Raw genomic sequence first — 16,505 nt, 5'->3', positions numbered from 1 at the left:
CGTTCAGTCGTCGAAGTGGGTCTTCGAGCCCGCCGTGGACGTCGTGGTTCCCAACTCCCGCAAGAGCGCGTGATCACGGGCGGCTATCCGCCCGTCACGCAGCACGTTCAACTGCAGACCGGAGTCGTAGACGTACGCAGCGGTGACCTCCAACTCCGCTGCCGGCCGTGCATAGTTGAGCGCGAACGGTTGCATCGTCTCTCCCTCACAGGTGCTGCTCCGATCGAGCCTGGTCACCCAGTGGCGTCACTCAGCGCGCCGACGCGTTTGGGCTCCTCTTACTTAAACGAATCGAACGAGTGGTTGGTTTCCTTACTTTCTGTAACCAGCGGCGTCCGGCGGTCCCGCCTCGGGAGAGCGGCGCAGGGTACGCAGTGCCAGCAAGAGCACGCCGATGTCGTCCAGATACACCGGATCCGGCACCAGATCGGCGGGCAGTACGAAGTACAGGACGGCACCCCAGAACACCCAGCGCGGCCCGGTCGGCAGCCCCGCGCGCCGCATCAGGCGCCGGGTCCGCACGAGCCGCACCAGCAACCGGACGGCCACGGCGAGCACCACGGCCGCCAGGACCACGGCGACGACGATCACCTCGGTGGTCGACCCCACGGACCCTCCTCCTGCCGACGGCGCGCACCGATGCGCACCTGCCGGTCGGATTCCCCCTCGCGGCCGGTGCATTGCACGGCGGCCGTCACTCGGCCGCACACCATCACTCGTCAGGACGGAAGACGCACAATCGGCCCGGTCACCTGCTCGGGCCGGCGCACGGCCCGTCCACCCGCGCTCCGAAGCGAGCCCGCCCGTCGCAGTACGCCCCGCCCACGGATCCGTCGCAGCCCTGCTACGCCCGCTCCGGCGGCACGCGGTGCCGCCCGGGCCGGGGCTAACGACCCTTGAGGCGGAAGGTCCGGGTCAGCTGCTGGAGCGGGGACGCCGTGGGGGAGGCGGGCGGCTGGGGCCGGGCGTCGGGTGCGGCGTCGCCGGACTCGCGGTAGGCGGCCAGCGCAGCGTGCGCCTGCTCGGCGGCCTCCCGGTACAGGTCGCGGGACTTCGTCATCGCTTCGAGCGCCTCGGCGTACATCGCCACGAGCTTGCGTTCCCGGTCGAGTTCCTCCTCCAGGGTCAGCAGCCGCCAGTCCTCACGCAGCGCGGTGACGGCCTCCTCGGCGCCGTCCGGCAACGGGCGCGGCAACGCCGCGTACCGGGTCACGGCGTGGATGAGCTCGGCCGGCTCGGAGCCGTCCAGGAAGACACTGCGTACGGCGAAGTCGTCCGCGTCGTAGTCCGGCGGCACCGGAGCCCCGGGCAGCACCACGGCCCCGCCACGCGGCACCTCCACCCCGAACTCCCGCAACGCCCAGTTCACGACGCGCAGTTGGCTCGGCGCGGCGCGATGCTCGACCACCCGGTGCCGCAGACCCGGCGGCAGCATCCCGGCCAGCGGCACCCGGCCGCGCTCGTCGGTGGTCATGGCCTCGTGGACGACGACGTGGACGCACCAGCCGTCGCGCGCGGCGTCCCGCAGTATGCGCCGTACCGCCTTGTCGTCCGAGGGCAGGGGGTTGATGTCCGTCAGGCGCAGGCCGGTGACCGCCTCGTGGTCCCAGCCCGCGTCCGGCTCCTGCGGCCAGAACATGGCGACCGGCGACGGCCAGCGCGGATCCCACGGGGCTTCGGCCTCGGCGACCAGCGTCCACTGCTGCCCGTCGCCGGAGTCGGGTTCGACGGTCAGCCGGGCGCGCACGGTCACCGACCCCGCGACACGCCAGCGTGCCTCGAAGGCCGACTCCCCGGCCCCCTCGGTCTTGGGCAGCTCCATGAAATCGTCGATGGTCCGGCTGTCCTTGAGCTGCTGGAGACCGAGCCGGAGTACGTCTTCGGCGGCGGGCCCGAGGTGGCGGCCACGGGCCGGCCACACCGAGGCGGGAGCGGTGGGGCGGGTGCTGGAGGAGCTGGGCATGGGTCCATCTGCTGGCCGGGGGCACACGTACGCGTACCAGTATCGTCGGCGCAGGTGGATGCCGACGGCGCGGGGGGTCCGCACACGGGGTGTGCGCGATCCGCACCGGCCGGGCGTCGCTCACTCGTGGTCCGCGTCGCGTCCGGTCATGAGAATGACCCGATGAGCAGGACCCGCCCACCATCCGCATTGGGGCGGGTCCTGCTCGTCGCCGTGGGCCCGCTCAGTTGTGGTACGTGATGTAGCCGTTGCCGTCCCGGTCGTTGCCGCTCTTGGTGTAGGAGTGCGAATCCGCCCCGGCGCCCGAGGGCTTGTACAGGTAGATCGAGTCCCTGTCGTTGTTCCACATGAAGTTGCAGTTGTCGCGGTAGACGACGTTGCGCGCGTCGGAGTCGGTGCCGTTGCCGCCCCGCAGCTTCACCGAGTCGCCGGGCTGGAGGTAGTGGTTGGCGGTGAACTTGAACCGGTTTCCGGTCTTGTCCTTCACGAGGTAGCCCTTGAGGTTGACCGTCGTGCTCGACGAGTAGTTCTTGATCGTCAGGTACTCCTCGTCGGTGTTGCCCGTGCGGCAGTTGTTGGAGTCGCGGCCGGGCGCGTCGTACTGGATGCCCTTGATCTTCAGCGCGGACGAGTACTCGGTGGCCTGGGCCGGGACGGCGGACAGGGCGGCGAGCGTGCCGGCCGCGACGGCGGTTGTGGCGATGGTGCGTATACGCATGGAGAAACATCCCCCCTTTATGGAGCTTCTGTGAAGATCAGGAGTGTATGCAGCTCAGCAGCTCGCTGGGGGGACTTCACCGGAATATGAGACAAAGGCCTGTCAGTGCGGGTACGCCCGCGGTGGCCGCTGGCGCGGGAGCGCGTCGCGGAACTCCTCGATGACCGAGCTGATCTGGCGCATGAGCGCGGTGTTCTCCAGTCGGTCCAGATAGAGGTTGTGCCGGGCGAGGACGGGCGCGTCGACGCAGAAGTACAGGGCCATGAGCGGGTTGATGAACAGCTCGCTGTCCCCGGTGCGCTCGGTGAAGCGGACGTCGCCGAAGTCGCCGCGTACGGCGGCCGCGACGGAACCCTGGACGATGCTCGGGTGGTCCGGCGTGGCCCGCCTGCCGTGTTCGACCGCGTCGAGGAACAGGCGTCCCTCGCGGCTCTCGCGCGGCAGCGAGAACGTACCGAGGTAGCCGCCGTCCCGGTCCAGCGCCGCGAGGTTCTCCAGCACCAGGGAGTGGCTGACCCCGTGGTAGGAGTCCACGCCGAACCCGAGACAGGCCACGAGCCGTACCGGGACCTCGTCGAGCCCGGACACGGCGGCCAGGCTCGCCATGTCCTCCTCCGGTGTGCCGAGGCCGTGCTCGTCGCCGCGCATCAGGATGTCCGTCCCGCCGTCCACCAGCACGATGGCGTCCACGCCGCCCAGGTGCTCAAGGAGTGCCCGGTAGGCGGCCCTGAGGGGGCGGACGCCGGTCTGGGGGAATGCGTACACCGTGTCGGGCAGGTCCTTCAGGGCGAGCCAGCGGGCGAGGGCCCGTTCGGGGAAGTAGTCGCCGCGGATCGTGGTGTCCGGGCGTATCGCCGCGACGTCGTGGTCGACCCACACGTCGAGGTCCAGCCCGTACAGATCCGAGAAGGACAGGTTCGCCAGGTGGACCTCCTTGCCGGCCGCCCGCAGCGCGAGGGCCAGCGGCACACCGGCGTACACGTCGAAACCGCCGCCCGCACCGGCGACGAGAATCCGGCGCGCGTCACGCAGCCGGGTGAAGAAAGGGGGCTCCAGTAGTGAGAACACCGGGGGACGCTAACAGGCGGCGATCATCCCGGGGCGCGAAGCCGGAAGTGGGCCGCGAAGCCGAGGACGGCGGTGAGGCCGGGGACGGCGGTGATGGCGGGGACGGCCGTGACAGTGCGGAGAGGGCCGGGGTACGCGACCCCGGCCCTCTCCGTCGGCATGTCACCGCCCGCGGCTCAGGCGCCGCTCTCCCGCAGCATGTCCTCGCGCTCGACGAGCTTCACGCGCTCGCGGCCCTGCGGCTCGCCCAGCGCCTTCTCGGCGGCGTCGAGCTTGTACCAGCCCTCCCACGTGGTGAAGCGGACCTCGCGCTCGGCGAGGAACGCGTCCACGGCCTCCGGCTCGGGCGAGGCCGGCGTCTGCAGACGGCCGTTCGCGAAGTCGTCCAGCAGGTTCGACACCGTCTCGTTGGCGTCGCCCTTGGTGTGGCCGATCAGACCCACCGGACCGCGCCGGATCCAGCCGGTGACGTACGTCGACTGAAGGTGCTCGCCGCTCTCCTGTGTGACCCGGCCGCCCTCGTCCGGGACCGTGCCCGACTCGATGTCCCAGGGCAGCTTGGGGAGTTTGTCGGAGAGGTAGCCGACCGCTCGGTAGATCGCGGTGACGTCCCAGTCCTTGAACTCGCCGGTGCCCTTGACGTTGCCGGTGCCGTCGAGGGCGGTGCGCTCGGTGCGCAGACCGACGACCCTGCCGTCCTCGCCGAGGATCTCCGAGGGCGACTCGAAGAAGTGCAGGAACAGCTTGTGCGGCCGGTCGCCGACGTCGCGGATGGCCCAGTTCTCCAGGGTCTTTGCGACCATGTCGGCCTGCTTGTTGCCGCGCCGGGTCTCGATCGAGCCCTCGTCGTAGTCGATGTCCTCGGGGTCGACGATGACCTCGATGTTGGGGGAGTGGTCCAGCTCCCGCAGCTCCATCGGCGAGAACTTCGCCTGCGCCGGGCCGCGCCGGCCGAACACGTGGACCTCCAGGGCCTTGTTGGCCTTCAGTCCGTCGTAGACGTTCGGCGGGATCTCCGTCGGCAGCAGCTCGTCCGCCGTCTTGGCGAGGATCCGGGCCACGTCGAGGGCGACGTTGCCGACGCCGAGCACGGCGACCTTCTCGGCCTCCAGGGGCCAGGTGCGCGGTACGTCCGGGTGGCCGTCGTACCAGGAGACGAAGTCGGCGGCGCCGTACGAGCCGTCGAGGTCGATGCCGGGAATCGGCAGCGCCCGGTCGGCCGTCGCACCGGTCGAGAAGATCACGGCGTCGTAGAACGCGCGCAGGTCGTCCAGGTTGAGGTCGGTCGGGTAGTCGACGTTGCCGAAGAGGCGGATCTGCGGCTTGTCGAGCACCTGGTGGAGGGCCGTGATGATGCCCTTGATGCGCGGGTGGTCGGGCGCGACGCCGTAACGGATCAGGCCGAACGGCGCCGGCATGCGCTCGAAGAGGTCGATGGACACACCGGGTTCGGCGGCCACGTCGGACTTGAGCAGGGCGTCGGCGGCGTAGATCCCGGCGGGGCCGGCTCCGACGATGGCTACCCGCAGGGGGCGGGGCATGATCAGGGTCCCTTCGAGTGGTGACAAGCGATCTCGTCGGGAAGCCTAAACTAAGGCAAGCCTAAGTCGGTACGCGGGTCCAACCTATGAGCTCATAAATCAATTCTATGGGTAATTCCGGGGTTGCCGTGCACGCGGGTACGGCAACCCCGGCTCTCCGTCAGCCGATGTGGTAACTGTCCCCGTACACCTTCCAGTCGAGCGGCGGATCGAGGTCGAGGTTGCCCTCGCGCAGGAAGACCCGCTGGGCCGTGTCGACCCTGCTGGTGTCGCTGTGGGCCTCCTCCTGCTTCATGGCCCACACCCGCGCGTCCAGGAAGGCGTGCAGATAGGTGACCTCGTCGCCGCCCTGCGCCGGCGGCCGGGCCCGGTTCAGGGCGCGCCCCCGGATGTTGCGGAAGCTGGTCGGGTCGCCGCCGTCGCCGTGCATGACGATGGCGTCGTAGTACGTGAACTGCCCGAGCACGCCGAGCCCGTCCGCCTTGCCCTGGCGTACGGCCGGGTTGAAGTACACCCGGTCCCGTTCGTGGTCCTGCGCCCGCCGGAACTCCTGGTCCTGGGCGGCCCGGGCCCAGTCGCGGGGGAAGTGCGGGTCGAGTCCGTCGTGCGAGTCGGTGCCGTTCACCCGGCGCAGGGCCGGCAGATACGGGGCGAGGACGTTGCCGGGACGGCGGTCGGCGTACAGCTCGACCAGGTCGAGCATGTCGCCCGTACCGGAGCAGAAGCCGATGATCCCGGCCGTGTAGCCGCGGCCGTCGCCGATGTCCTCGATGTACTTGTACTGCGCCTTCCAGTCGAGCGAGGAGTTCTCCGCGCTCGACACCAGCTTCATGGCGATCTCCTTCTTCGCCGGGTCGTCGAGTCCGGCCGCGGTGACGCGGAGCGCGGCGGCGGGCGCGGGGTTGAGGAGCGGGGCCGAGGTCAGGGCCGCCCCGAACAGGGCGAGGAGGGCGCGTCGGCGCGTGGTGGGCGAGGTGTGCGAGGGGTGCTTCACGGCGGCTCCAAGTGATGGTGGGGGGTGGGGAGTTGGCCGTAGCTGATACTGATAGGAAAGTTTCCTACCAGAAGCGGAGTGCGAGGGGCACCGGTCGCGTCAAAGGTTCGTACCTATGTACAAACAGCCGCCGGGACTACGGCAGCGGCTGCTCCGCCCAGATCACCTTGCCCGCGGGCAGATAGCGCGTGCCCCAGCGGTCGGCCAGCTGCGCGACCAGGAACAGTCCGCGCCCGCCCTCGTCCGTCATGGTCGCGTAGCGCAGATGCGGCGAGGTGCTGCTGCTGTCGAAGACCTCGCAGATCAGACTGCGGTCGCGCAGCATCCGCACCCGGATCGGCTCACCGCCGTACCGGATCGCGTTGGTGACCAGCTCGCTCAGGATGAGCTCCGTGGTGAACGACAGCTCCTCGAGGTCCCACGCCTGAAGCGTCCGGGTCACGGCCGAGCGCACCTGGCCCACGGCCGCCGGGTCGGACGGCACCTGCCACTCGGCGACCAGGTCCGTCCCGAGCGCCCGGGTGCGCGCCACGATCAGCGCGATGTCGTCGCTCGCCCGGCCGGGCTGCCGGGCCTCCAGTACGGCCCGGCAGGTCTCCTCCGGTGACCGGCCGGCCCGGGCCAGCGCGGTGCGCAGCAGCTCCAGACCCTCGTCGATGTCCCGGCCACGGTCCTCCACCAGGCCGTCCGTGTAGAGCACCAGTCGGCTGTCCTCGGCCAGCTCCAGCTCCGCCGTCTCGAACGGCAGCCCGCCCAGGCCCAGCGGCGGACCGGCGGGCACGTCCGGGAAGTCGACCGAGCCGTCCGGCTGGATCAGGGCCGGCGGCGGATGGCCGGCGCGGGCGATCGTGCACCGCTGGGACACCGGGTCGTAGACCGCGTACAGACAGGTCGCGCCGGTCACCGGGGCGGTGTCCGACTCCTCCTCCGTCTCGTCCTGGTCGATCCGGGCGACCAGTTCGTCGAGGAGCGCGAGCAGTTCGTCGGGCGGCAGGTCCAGGGCGGAGAAGTTGTGCACCGCCGTCCGCAGCCGACCCATCGTGGCCGCCGCGTGCAGCCCGTGGCCCACGACGTCGCCGACGACCAGCGCGACCCGGGCGCCGGACAGCGGCAGCACGTCGAACCAGTCCCCGCCGACACCGGCCTGCGCCGGCAGATACCGGTACGCGATGTCGAGCGCGTTCTGCTCGGGCAGGCTCCGCGGCAGCAGACTGCGCTGCAGCGTCACCGCCATGCTGTGCTCACGGGTGTACCGGCGGGCGTTGTCGATCGACACCGCGGCCCGGGCGACCAGCTCCTCGGCGAGCGCCACCTCGTCCGCGTCGAACGGCCCGGCCTTCCGCGACCGCCAGAAGCTCACCACACCCAGCACCAGCGACCCCGCCCGCAGCGGCACCGCGACCAGCGAGTGGATGCCGAAGTCCACCACCTGCGCCGACCGCTCCAGATCCTGGGCACGCCAGCCCGGAGCGTCCGCCAGCCGCGGCTCGATCACGGCCTGCCCGTCCTTGAGCGCGCGGGCCTGCGGCGAGGAGTCCACGAACCGGATCTCCTCGCCCACCGGGTACAGCGGCGCGTCCTTGTGTATCCCGCCGCACGCCGTGCGGCGCAGCCGCGTCACGCCCTCCGGCTGCCCGCCGCCCAGCACGGCCTCGAACAGGTCGACGGTGGCGAAGTCCGCGAACCGGGGCACCGCGAGCTCCGCCAGTTCCTCGGCGGTCCGGGTGACGTCCAGGCTGGTGCCGATGCCCACACCGGCGTCGTACAGCATGTTCAGACGCTCGCGGGCCTCCTCGGCGCGGCCGGACAGGGCCCGCAGCTCGGTCGAGTCGCGCAGGGTGGCGACGCTGCCGGACGGACGGCCCCGGAGCGTGGTGGGGCGCTGGTTGACGGCCAGCAGCCGGTCCTTGACCAGGTGCACCTCGTCGGTGGCCATCCGGCCGGAGTCCAGCAGTTCGGCGGTGTCGGGGGCGAGGCCGAGATGCAGCACCCGGCGGCCCTCGGCGTCGTCGGGAAGATCGAGCAGCCGGTGCGCCTCGTCGTTGGCGAGCAGCAGCCGACCCTCGGTGCCGACGATGATCACGCCCTCCCGGACCGCGTGCAGAACGGCGTCGTGGTGCTCGTACATCCGGGTCATCTCGTCCGGCCCGAGACCGTGGGTCTGCCGCAGCAGCCGCCTGCTGACCAGCGCGGTGCCCGCGGTGGCCAGGGCGAGCGCGACCGCGGCGGCGGTCAGGACGAGCGGCAGCTGCCGGTCGGCCGTACCGCCCACCGTCGCCGTCGTGATGCCGGCCGACACCAGCCCGACGACCTTCCCGTCGGGATCCTTGATCGGGACCACGGCCTGCACCAGCGGACCGATGGTCCCGGTGATCTGCTCGGTCACGACCCGGCCCTGAAGAGCCGGTTCCAGGTTCCCGACGAACTTCTTCCCGATCCGGTCCGGCTTCGGGTGGGTGTAGCGGATGCCGTCGGTGTTCATGACGACGATGAAGTCCACGCCCGTCGCCTCGCGCGCCGCCTCGGCCCGCGGCTGCAGCACCGCCGTGGGGTCCGGGCTGTCCAGCGCCTCCCGGGTGCCGGGAGCGTTGGCGAACGACTCGGCGACCGCCACCGAACGGTTGCGGGCCTCCTCCGTGGTGTCGTACCGCACCTGGAGCACCAGGGCCACCACCGCGGCGACCACCAGCAGCAGCACGATCACCACTTGCAGCACGAACACCTGACCGGCGACGCTGCGCCCACCGAGTGTCGCCCGCACCCCGGGAAACCGCCCCTGGCGCCGCCCCTCGGCCTGCGCCGCGCGCGACAGCCCTCTCGCGGGCACCGCGTGGGCGCGGTCGGGCGCACCCTCTGTGCGCACACCGCTCGGACGACGGGCCGACCGGGCCCCGGAGCGACCCCTTAGTCGGACCATGTGCCCATGTCTACACTGCCGGGCCTTCGGAGGCGAGAGACGTAACAGAACGTGACAGGGCCTGCCGTGTCCCCCACACGTCGGCCACAGGTGTGAAGCGCCGCAGCCGGGCAACTCCCGTGCCCGCAACAGGGTTACACCGCCGGATGCGGGCCGCATGTCGGGTCACTTCCGGTGCGGGGCGGTGGCGCGGCGCGTGGCCAGCAGCAGCGCGATGTCGTCGGGCCGGTCCGCGGTGTGCCGGGCGGTCGCGGTGAGCCGGTCGGCCACGCCCGCCAGCGTGCGCCCGCCCGGACGGGCACCGGGGGCACCGGCCTTGGCCAACGCCACCCGCAGCGCGCTGATGCCGTCGTCGATGTCGACACCGGGCCGCTCCACCAGCCCGTCCGTGTACAGCGCCAGCACGGCACCCGGCTCCATCCGCAGCTCCGCCACCGGATACGTGGCCTGCGGGTCCACCCCGAGCACGACCCCGCCGGGCAGGTCGACGACCTGCGTACGGCCGTCCGGGCGGCGCAGCAGCGGCGGCGGGTGCCCGGCCACGGCGGCCTGGGCGACGCCGGTCGCGGGGTCCAGCCGGATGTAGCAGCAGCTCGCGAACAGACCGGCGTCGAGGTCGATGAGCAGGTGGTTGGTGCCGCTCATGACCTCGTCGGGCGGCCGGTCGCCGAGGGCGAAGGCCCGCACGGCGCTGCGCAGCTGGCCCATGGTGGCCGCCGCCTGCACCCCGTGCCCCTGTACGTCGCCGATGACCAGGGCCAGCCCGTCCCCGGCCGCGACCACGTCGTACCAGTCGCCGCCGACCTCCATGCCCTGGGTGCCCGGCAGATAGCGACCGGCGGTCTCCATCAGCGGGTGCTGCGACAGCCGCCGCGGGAGCAGCGCCTGCTGCAGTCCCCTGGCCAGCGCGGCCTCGCTCTCGTAGCGCTGAGCCTTCTCCATGGCGTGGGCGATCAGCCCGGCCATGGCGGTGAGCACCGTGCGTTCCTCGGTGCTGAAGCTGCGCGGCCGGTCGAAACCGAGGATGCAGGAACCGACGGGACGCCCGGAGGCGATCAGCGGCAGGAAGGCGCGCGCCCCCTCCGTCGCGTCCAGCGCGATCCCCGGGTAGGCGTCGGCGAGCTGCTGCATCGAGTCGAAGAACAGCGGACGCCCGCTGGTCAGCGTCTCGACCCCCGGCAGCCGCTCGTCCAGGCCCACACCGTCGAAGGGGGCGAGGAACCCCTTGGGGAAGCCGGTCTCCCAGGCCAGGTACAGATGCCGCTCCTGGAGCAGATAGATGGCCAGCCGGCGCCCGCCGAACGCGGGCAGCAGCTCCCGCATCACCACGGCGGACACCTGACGGGCGGTGACCGCCTCGGTGAGCGCGATGGCGAGCACGATGGGCCGGTACAGCGGGCTCAGCGACGGAGCGCCGGCCGGTTCGGGAGCGCCGAGCGCGTCCGGCAGGTCCGACGGGCTGTCCGCCACCCGGTGGCCCAGCCGGATCGTGCAGGTCAGCAGGTCCGGGCCCGGATAGACGGACAGGGCCAGCCAGTCGCCCGCGATGGCGTGGGCGGCGGGCTCACGCCCATGGGCGGACGGTCTTCGGACATGGAAGTGCACCGGGTCCGGGGACAGCAGCGCCCCGCGCAGATGGTCCTCCAGAGTGGGCTGGTTGAGCCACGGCACGCCCTCCCACAGAGGCCGGCCCAGCAGCTCGGTACGCGGCCGGCGCAGCAGCCGGGCCGCGTGCGGGTTGGCGTAGACGATCGTCCCCAGCCGGTCCAGGCACATCACCCCGTCCGGCAGCAGATCGGCCGCCGCGTCCGCCACCGTGCCCGGCCCCGGGTCCAGGACGACACCCCGTACGGTCGCCGCCCGGGGGAGACCCGAGTCGTCGTACGGCCCCCAGACCTCGACCAGCCGGGGCGCGCCGTCGGGGCCGCGCACGACCAGCGGCAGGGCGGGCGGACGGCCACCGGCCGCTTCCCGCAGCGCCGCCAGGATCCGCTCCGCGTCGCCCGGAGCGACCGCGTCCGCGAACGCCTCCGCCGTGCCGTGGTCCTCCGCCGCGACCGCACCCAGCTCGACGTTCAGGCGCTGGTCCGCCGTCAGGAGGCCGGTCACCGGATCCCAGGCGAACCGACCGAGGTGCCCGGAGGGCGGGCGGCTGGCGGGCGGCCGGACACACAGCGGCCCGCCCTCCCAGGCCACCGCCGTGGGGTCCTGGTCCTCCAGCTTCTGCAGGGCCGTGCCCAGCTCCTCGGCGAGCCGCGCCATGCGCTCGCGCACCGGCAGCAGCTCCGTGGCGTCCGCCGCCGAGGGACGCAGCGCCGTCAGCACCCCGTAGACGCTGGACCTGCCCGTGACGGGGGCGTACAGGGAGCCGAACGGGAAGGGCAGGCCGGCCGCGTACTGCGGATAGCGGCGCATCGCCTCCGTGGCGTTCGGCAGCACGACCTCGACCCCGAGCCGGTAGGCGTCCGCCACGGGGAACGGCCGGTCCACGTGCACGCGCCACCACGGCCGGAACAGCGGGCCGGGCAGCCCCTCCAGCACCGCGAGCCGCAGCAGCCCGGGCGTGCGGGAGCGCAGATAGACCCCGCCGACGTGACCACCGGCCGCGCTGATCGCCTCCGCCGAGGCATCGATCAGCAGCGCCGCCAGCCTGCCGGGCGTGCGCTCTGCGCCCTCGGCGCTCCCAGTCATCGGCCCTACCTCGTCCGTACGCCTTCACGCGCGCGACACAGCAAGAATGCGCCACGAGCACCCTCGCCCGCACCTGGGACGCCCCACTGCGCCACCCCACCGGCCCGCCACCGCACGGTCAGCCGGGTACCCAGACGGCGCGGACCGACGCCGCCCACGACACCGTCCGGCCCCGGCCCGAAACCGCGCGGCGGCCCGCCCCGTTGTCGGTGCGAGACCCGAGGCTCTCCGGAAGACTCGGGAACTGACCGCCGGGCGCAGCACAGGCAGGAGACCGACCATGGAGTACTACGACCTCGGCACCCACACCCGCGCCGTCACCACGTCCTCCGCCCAGGCACAGCTCTGGTTCGACCGCGCTCTGACCTGGACCTACGCCTTCCACCACGAGGAGGCCGTCGCCTGCTTCGAAGCCGCCGTACGGGCCGATCCGGACTGCGCCATGGCCCACTGGGGCATCGCCTACGCCCTCGGCCCGAACTACAACAAACCCTGGGAGTTCTTCGACGAACAGGACCTCGTCCGCACCGTCGACCGCACGCACGCGGCCGTCGAGCTGGCACACGAGAAGGCGGCGACGGCCACGCCCGTGGAACAGGCCCTGATCGCCGCACTGCGCGCCCGCTACCCGCAGGCGAAGGCCGTCGAGGACTGCTCCGTCTGGAACGCCCCCTACGCCGACAGCATGCGCACGGTCTACGAGCTCGCCCCGGACGACCCGGACGTCGCGACCCTGTACGCCGACGCCCTGATGAACCTCACGCCCTGGCAGCTGTGGGACCTCAGGACGGGCGCGCCGGCCGAAGGCGCCCGCACCACCGAGGCCAAGGCCGTCCTCGACCGTGCCCTGGCCACCGACGCGGGACGCGCGCACATGGGCGTGGTCCATATGTACATCCACCTGATGGAGATGTCCCCGACACCCGAGGCGGCCCTGGCCGTCGCCGACCGGCTGCGCGGCCTGGTGCCGGACGCCGGGCACCTGCTGCACATGCCCTCGCACCTGGAGGTGCTGTGCGGCGACTACCGCAGGGTGGTCTCCGACAACACCGCGGCCATCGCGGCCGACGAGAAGTACCACGCCCGGGCCGGGGCGATGAACTTCTACACCCTGTACCGCTCGCACAACTACCACTTCAAGATCTACGGCGCGATGTTCCTCGGCCAGAGCCAGGTCGCCCTCGACACCGCGGCGCAGCTGGAGGCGTCCATCCCGGAGGAGCTGCTGCGGGTGCCGAGCCCGCCCATGGCCGACTGGCTGGAGGCGTTCGTCGCCATGCGGGTGCACGTCCTGATCCGCTTCGGCCGCTGGGACGACATCCTGGACCTGCCGCTGCCCGCCGACCCCGAGCTGTACTGCGTGACGACGGCGATGCTGCACTACGCCCGGGGCGTCGCCCTCTCCGCCACCCACCGCGTCCCCGAGGCGGAGGCCGAACGCCGGCTCTTCCACGAGGCCGTCGCCCGGGTCCCCGAGACCCGCATGCTCTTCAACAACACCTGCGCCGACATCCTCGCCATCGCCTCGGCGATGCTCGACGGCGAACTGGAGTACCGCAAGGGCAACCACGACGCCGCCTTCGCCGCCCTGGAACGCTCCATCGAACTGGACGACAACCTCCCCTACGACGAGCCGTGGGGCTGGATGCAGCCCACCCGGCACGCCTACGGCGCCCTTCTGCTGGAACAGGGACGCGTCGCGGAGGCCGAAGCGGTCTACCGGGCCGACCTGGGACTCGACGGCACCCTCCCGCGCCCGTTGCAGCACCCCGGGAACGTCTGGTCCCTGCACGGCCTGCACGAATGCCTGACGCGGCTGGGCCGGACGGGGGAGGCGCGGATGCTGGCCCAGCAGCTTCGTCTGGCCACCGCACTCGCGGACGTACCGATCGAGGCATCGTGCTTCTGCCGACTCGACACGACCGCCGCGGTGGCCGCCGACGGGGACTGCTGCGCCGGCTGACTCACCGGCCCGCGGGTGGGCCGGGCAGGGGCTGTTCGAACCAGACGATCTTGCCCGTGCTCACCCTCGTCGCGCCCCAGCTCCGGGACAGCTGGTCGACCAGGAACAGCCCCCGGCCGCCCTCGTCGCTCAGCCGCGCGTGCCGCATCCTGGGCACCACCGGGGAGTCGTCCCCCACTTCGCAGCGCAGCACGTCCGTGCAGAGCAGCCGCAGCGTGATCGGCCGTGACGCGAACCGTACGGCGTTGGCCACCACCTCGCTGACCATGAGCTCGGTGGTCTCCACGAGCGAGTCGAGCCCCCATTGGGCGAGCGTCCTGCGGGTCAGGCGACGGGCCTGGCCGGCGGTCTGCGGGCGCGGCGCCATGTACCAGTACGCGACGGTCTCCGGCAGCAGGCCCTCGAAGCGGGCGGCGAGCAGCGCGATGTCGTCGTCCCGGCCGCCCGAGCCGAGCGTGCCGAGGGCCTCGTCGCACAGTGTCTCCAGGGCCGGCGGCGTCGCTTCGGAGGCGGCCGCGCGCAGCCGTGCGCACAGCCGCTCCACCCCGGTCAGCACGTCGGAGTCGCGGGACTCGACCAGACCGTCGGTGTACAGCAGCAGCGCGGCCCCGGCCGGGGCGTGGGTCTCCACGGACTCGAATCCACCGCTGCCCACGCCGATCGGCGCCCCGGGCGGCACCTCGAGGACGTCCACGCCGCCGTCGGGGCGCAGCAGCACCGGTGGCAGATGGCCGGCGTTGGACAGCAGCAGCCGGTGCTGCACGGGGTCGTACATGGCGTACAGGCAGGTCGCCGTGTGCTCGCTGCCCAGCCGGGCCGCCTGTTCGTCGAGGTGGTGGAGCACCTCGTCCGGGGGCAGGTCGAGCCCGGCCAGGGTCTGCACGCTGGTGCGCAGCTGGCCCATGATGGCGGCCGACGTCATGGAGTGGCCCATCACGTCGCCGATCACCAGGGCGACGCGGTTGCCGGGCAGAGGGATCGCGTCGTACCAGTCGCCGCCGACCTGCGCGGTCCGCGACGCCGGCAGATAGCGGCTGGCCAGTCGCACGCCGGGCGGCTCCGGGAGGGACGGCGGGAGCATCGTGCGCTGCAACGCGTCCGCGATGGACGCCTCGCGCTCGTACAGCATCGCCTTCTCGAGCCCGAGCGCGGTGTGCGTGGCGAGCTGGGAGGCGACGAGCAGGTCGTCGCCGGTGAAGTCCGGGCGGCCGGGGCCACGGACGAGGACGACACTGCCCAGGACGTGGCTGCGCCCGTGCAGCGGGGCGATGACGAGCCGCCGTCCGGGCGGCCCCGCCACCGGAGCGTTCGCCGTTCCCAGCAGCTCGGCCGCCGCGGCGGCGGCACCCGGTGTGTGACCCGACACCGGCCGCCCCTCCCGCAGCAGTGCGGCGAGCGGTCCGTCGGCGGCGGGGCGTACGGTGTCCGCCGCCCGGCTCGGGTGGGCGCCCGGCGGCGGGTCGGTGCGGGGCCGGGCGGTGTTCCGGGGCGGGGCGCGGTCCACGGTGTGCAGGCGCAGCACTCCGGGGGCGGCGCCGGACTCGTCGCCGACCGGGAGCGGGGCGTACAGGTGGACGAACGCCGTGTCGGCGAAGGCCGGGACAGCCGCCCGGCACAGCTCGTCGAGGGTCTCGTCGAGATCCATGCCACGGGCGATCCGGCGGGTCGCCGCGTCGAGATACCGCAGCCTGTCGGTCTGCGGCTCGGCGCCGGCCGGACCGTCGCCGAGCGGGGATCCAGCAGGGGTTTCCGCGGGCCGGGGCGAGGGACCGGGTTGCTGCGGCCGACAGGCGAGCGCGGCACGCTCGCGCACCCCGGGCGCCTGTCCCCGGATGTGCCCACCCGCCCCGGGCTGCTTCGTCATCCCTGTCCTTCCGGCCGTGCGGCCCGCGTCGGAGCGGGCGGATCGGCAGTCGTCAGGCGGGCCGCCTGCACCGCAGGAAGATCTGCACCTCGGGCTGGATGTCGGCGGCCGCCGGAGCGTAGCTGTACGAGGACTCCTCGACGATCTCGAAGCCCGCCGCCTCCACGACCTCGCGCAGTTCGTCCCGCAGATAGCCGGAGACCCGGATGCTGTTGCCGAGGAACGGGATCTCGAAGTCGTCCACGTCGGCCTCGACCATCGACAGCGCGAGAAGGCCCTGCGGAACCAGCAGGTGGTGGATGGTGCGCAGGGCGTGGGGGATCTCGTCGCGCGGCAGCATGAGCAGGGAGAAGAAGGCGGTCACCGCGTCGAAGCGGCCGAGGTCCAGGGGCCCGCCGGGCCGCAGATCCGCGATGTCCGCCCGGTGGAACACCCCGCCTGGGACATTGCGGCGGGCCAGCGCCACCATCCCGTCCGAGAGATCCACGCCGACGACCTCGATGCCGGCCGCCGCCAGCCGGCCCGCGGTCGGGAGGCCGGTGCCGCATCCCAGGTCCAGTGCCCGGGATCCGGCCGGCAGCGCCCCGATGATCCACTCGGCCGCCGCGACCTGCCCTTCCTTGTGCGGAAAGGCCTCGTCGTAACGCTCGCCGATGGCGTCGAAGGCCTCGGCCTGACCTTTGCGGTCGGGCCGTAGGTTCCCGTGGTCGAGCTCGTCGGCAGGCTTACTCACAAGGCGTCTCCTTTGAGGCATTATGAGGCATTTCTTCCGATCCATACAGGAAT

General features: G+C 72.3%; 13 protein-coding genes. 1 reads left to right on the top strand and 12 read right to left on the bottom strand.

Annotation, left to right across the window (positions count from 1 at the left end):
- Positions 1 to 3: 3 nt before the first annotated feature.
- From tgmA to L0P92_RS03985, 10 genes are all read right to left on the bottom strand, one after another.
- Positions 4 to 195 (bottom strand): putative ATP-grasp-modified RiPP, encoded by a 192-nt coding sequence (tgmA, locus tag L0P92_RS04030; RefSeq protein WP_217206879.1) that lies wholly within the window; start codon positions 193 to 195, stop codon positions 4 to 6.
- A 117-nt stretch (positions 196 to 312) separates the two neighbouring features.
- Positions 313 to 609, bottom strand: a complete 297-nt coding sequence (locus tag L0P92_RS04025; protein ID WP_234761062.1) for a DUF1232 domain-containing protein — start codon at positions 607 to 609, stop codon at positions 313 to 315.
- A gap of 277 nt (positions 610 to 886) precedes the next feature.
- Positions 887 to 1,963, bottom strand: a complete 1,077-nt coding sequence (locus tag L0P92_RS04020) for an HAD family hydrolase (RefSeq protein WP_234761060.1) — start codon at positions 1,961 to 1,963, stop codon at positions 887 to 889.
- A 223-nt stretch (positions 1,964 to 2,186) separates the two neighbouring features.
- Positions 2,187 to 2,681 (bottom strand): lamin tail domain-containing protein, encoded by a 495-nt coding sequence (locus L0P92_RS04015; protein ID WP_234761059.1) that lies wholly within the window; start codon positions 2,679 to 2,681, stop codon positions 2,187 to 2,189.
- 102 nt (positions 2,682 to 2,783) lie between these two features.
- A complete protein-coding gene (locus L0P92_RS04010; RefSeq protein WP_234761058.1) occupies positions 2,784 to 3,749 on the bottom strand; it encodes a DUF1152 domain-containing protein in 966 nt (321 codons plus the stop codon).
- Between the two features lie 23 nt (positions 3,750 to 3,772).
- The gene (locus L0P92_RS04005) at positions 3,773 to 3,910 is read right to left on the bottom strand and encodes a hypothetical protein (RefSeq protein ID WP_234761057.1); all 138 of its coding nucleotides are present in this window, start codon (positions 3,908 to 3,910) and stop codon (positions 3,773 to 3,775) included.
- 15 nt (positions 3,911 to 3,925) lie between these two features.
- Entirely contained in the window at positions 3,926 to 5,290 is a 1,365-nt protein-coding gene (locus tag L0P92_RS04000) for an FAD-dependent oxidoreductase (protein WP_234761056.1), read from the bottom strand.
- A 160-nt stretch (positions 5,291 to 5,450) separates the two neighbouring features.
- Positions 5,451 to 6,284 carry a chitosanase gene (locus L0P92_RS03995; protein WP_234761055.1) on the bottom strand — a complete coding sequence of 278 codons (834 nt, stop codon included), beginning with the start codon at positions 6,282 to 6,284 and terminating at the stop codon, positions 5,451 to 5,453.
- A 136-nt stretch (positions 6,285 to 6,420) separates the two neighbouring features.
- The gene (locus tag L0P92_RS03990) at positions 6,421 to 9,201 is read right to left on the bottom strand and encodes a SpoIIE family protein phosphatase (RefSeq protein ID WP_234761054.1); all 2,781 of its coding nucleotides are present in this window, start codon (positions 9,199 to 9,201) and stop codon (positions 6,421 to 6,423) included.
- A gap of 165 nt (positions 9,202 to 9,366) precedes the next feature.
- A complete protein-coding gene (locus L0P92_RS03985) occupies positions 9,367 to 11,892 on the bottom strand; it encodes a SpoIIE family protein phosphatase (protein WP_234761053.1) in 2,526 nt (841 codons plus the stop codon).
- A gap of 280 nt (positions 11,893 to 12,172) precedes the next feature.
- On the opposite strand from L0P92_RS03985, the gene L0P92_RS03980 reads away from it, so the two are divergent.
- Positions 12,173 to 13,855, top strand: a complete 1,683-nt coding sequence (locus L0P92_RS03980; protein WP_234761052.1) for a tetratricopeptide repeat protein — start codon at positions 12,173 to 12,175, stop codon at positions 13,853 to 13,855.
- 1 nt (position 13,856) lies between these two features.
- Here the strand turns inward: L0P92_RS03980 and L0P92_RS03975 are convergent, their stop codons facing one another.
- Both L0P92_RS03975 and L0P92_RS03970 read right to left on the bottom strand, forming a co-directional pair.
- Positions 13,857 to 15,719: an ATP-binding SpoIIE family protein phosphatase gene (locus L0P92_RS03975; protein WP_308289613.1), complete on the bottom strand. Its 1,863-nt coding sequence runs from the start codon at positions 15,717 to 15,719 to the stop codon at positions 13,857 to 13,859.
- Between the two features lie 52 nt (positions 15,720 to 15,771).
- Entirely contained in the window at positions 15,772 to 16,452 is a 681-nt protein-coding gene (locus L0P92_RS03970) for a class I SAM-dependent DNA methyltransferase (RefSeq protein WP_234761051.1), read from the bottom strand.
- Positions 16,453 to 16,505: the final 53 nt, after the last annotated feature.

It is taken from the genome of Streptomyces muensis (assembly GCF_021474425.1).
In the GTDB taxonomy this organism is placed as follows: Bacteria; Actinomycetota; Actinomycetes; order Streptomycetales; family Streptomycetaceae; genus Streptomyces; species Streptomyces muensis.
This window is presented reverse-complemented; position numbering and strand designations above follow the sequence as displayed.

Excerpts from the sequence above, each read along its gene's own strand:
- tgmA (WP_217206879.1), bottom strand. The coding sequence starts at position 195 with ATGCAACCGTTCGCGCTCAACTATGCACGGCCGGCAGCGGAGTTGGAG.
- L0P92_RS04020 (WP_234761060.1), bottom strand. The coding sequence starts at position 1,963 with ATGCCCAGCTCCTCCAGCACCCGCCCCACCGCTCCCGCCTCGGTGTGG.
- L0P92_RS04015 (WP_234761059.1), bottom strand. The coding sequence starts at position 2,681 with ATGCGTATACGCACCATCGCCACAACCGCCGTCGCGGCCGGCACGCTC.
- L0P92_RS04005 (WP_234761057.1), bottom strand. The coding sequence starts at position 3,910 with ATGCCGACGGAGAGGGCCGGGGTCGCGTACCCCGGCCCTCTCCGCACT.
- L0P92_RS04000 (WP_234761056.1), bottom strand. The coding sequence starts at position 5,290 with ATGCCCCGCCCCCTGCGGGTAGCCATCGTCGGAGCCGGCCCCGCCGGG.
- L0P92_RS03990 (WP_234761054.1), bottom strand. The coding sequence starts at position 9,201 with ATGGTCCGACTAAGGGGTCGCTCCGGGGCCCGGTCGGCCCGTCGTCCG.
- L0P92_RS03985 (WP_234761053.1), bottom strand. The coding sequence starts at position 11,892 with ATGACTGGGAGCGCCGAGGGCGCAGAGCGCACGCCCGGCAGGCTGGCG.
- L0P92_RS03980 (WP_234761052.1), top strand. The coding sequence starts at position 12,173 with ATGGAGTACTACGACCTCGGCACCCACACCCGCGCCGTCACCACGTCC.
- L0P92_RS03975 (WP_308289613.1), bottom strand. The coding sequence starts at position 15,719 with ATGACGAAGCAGCCCGGGGCGGGTGGGCACATCCGGGGACAGGCGCCC.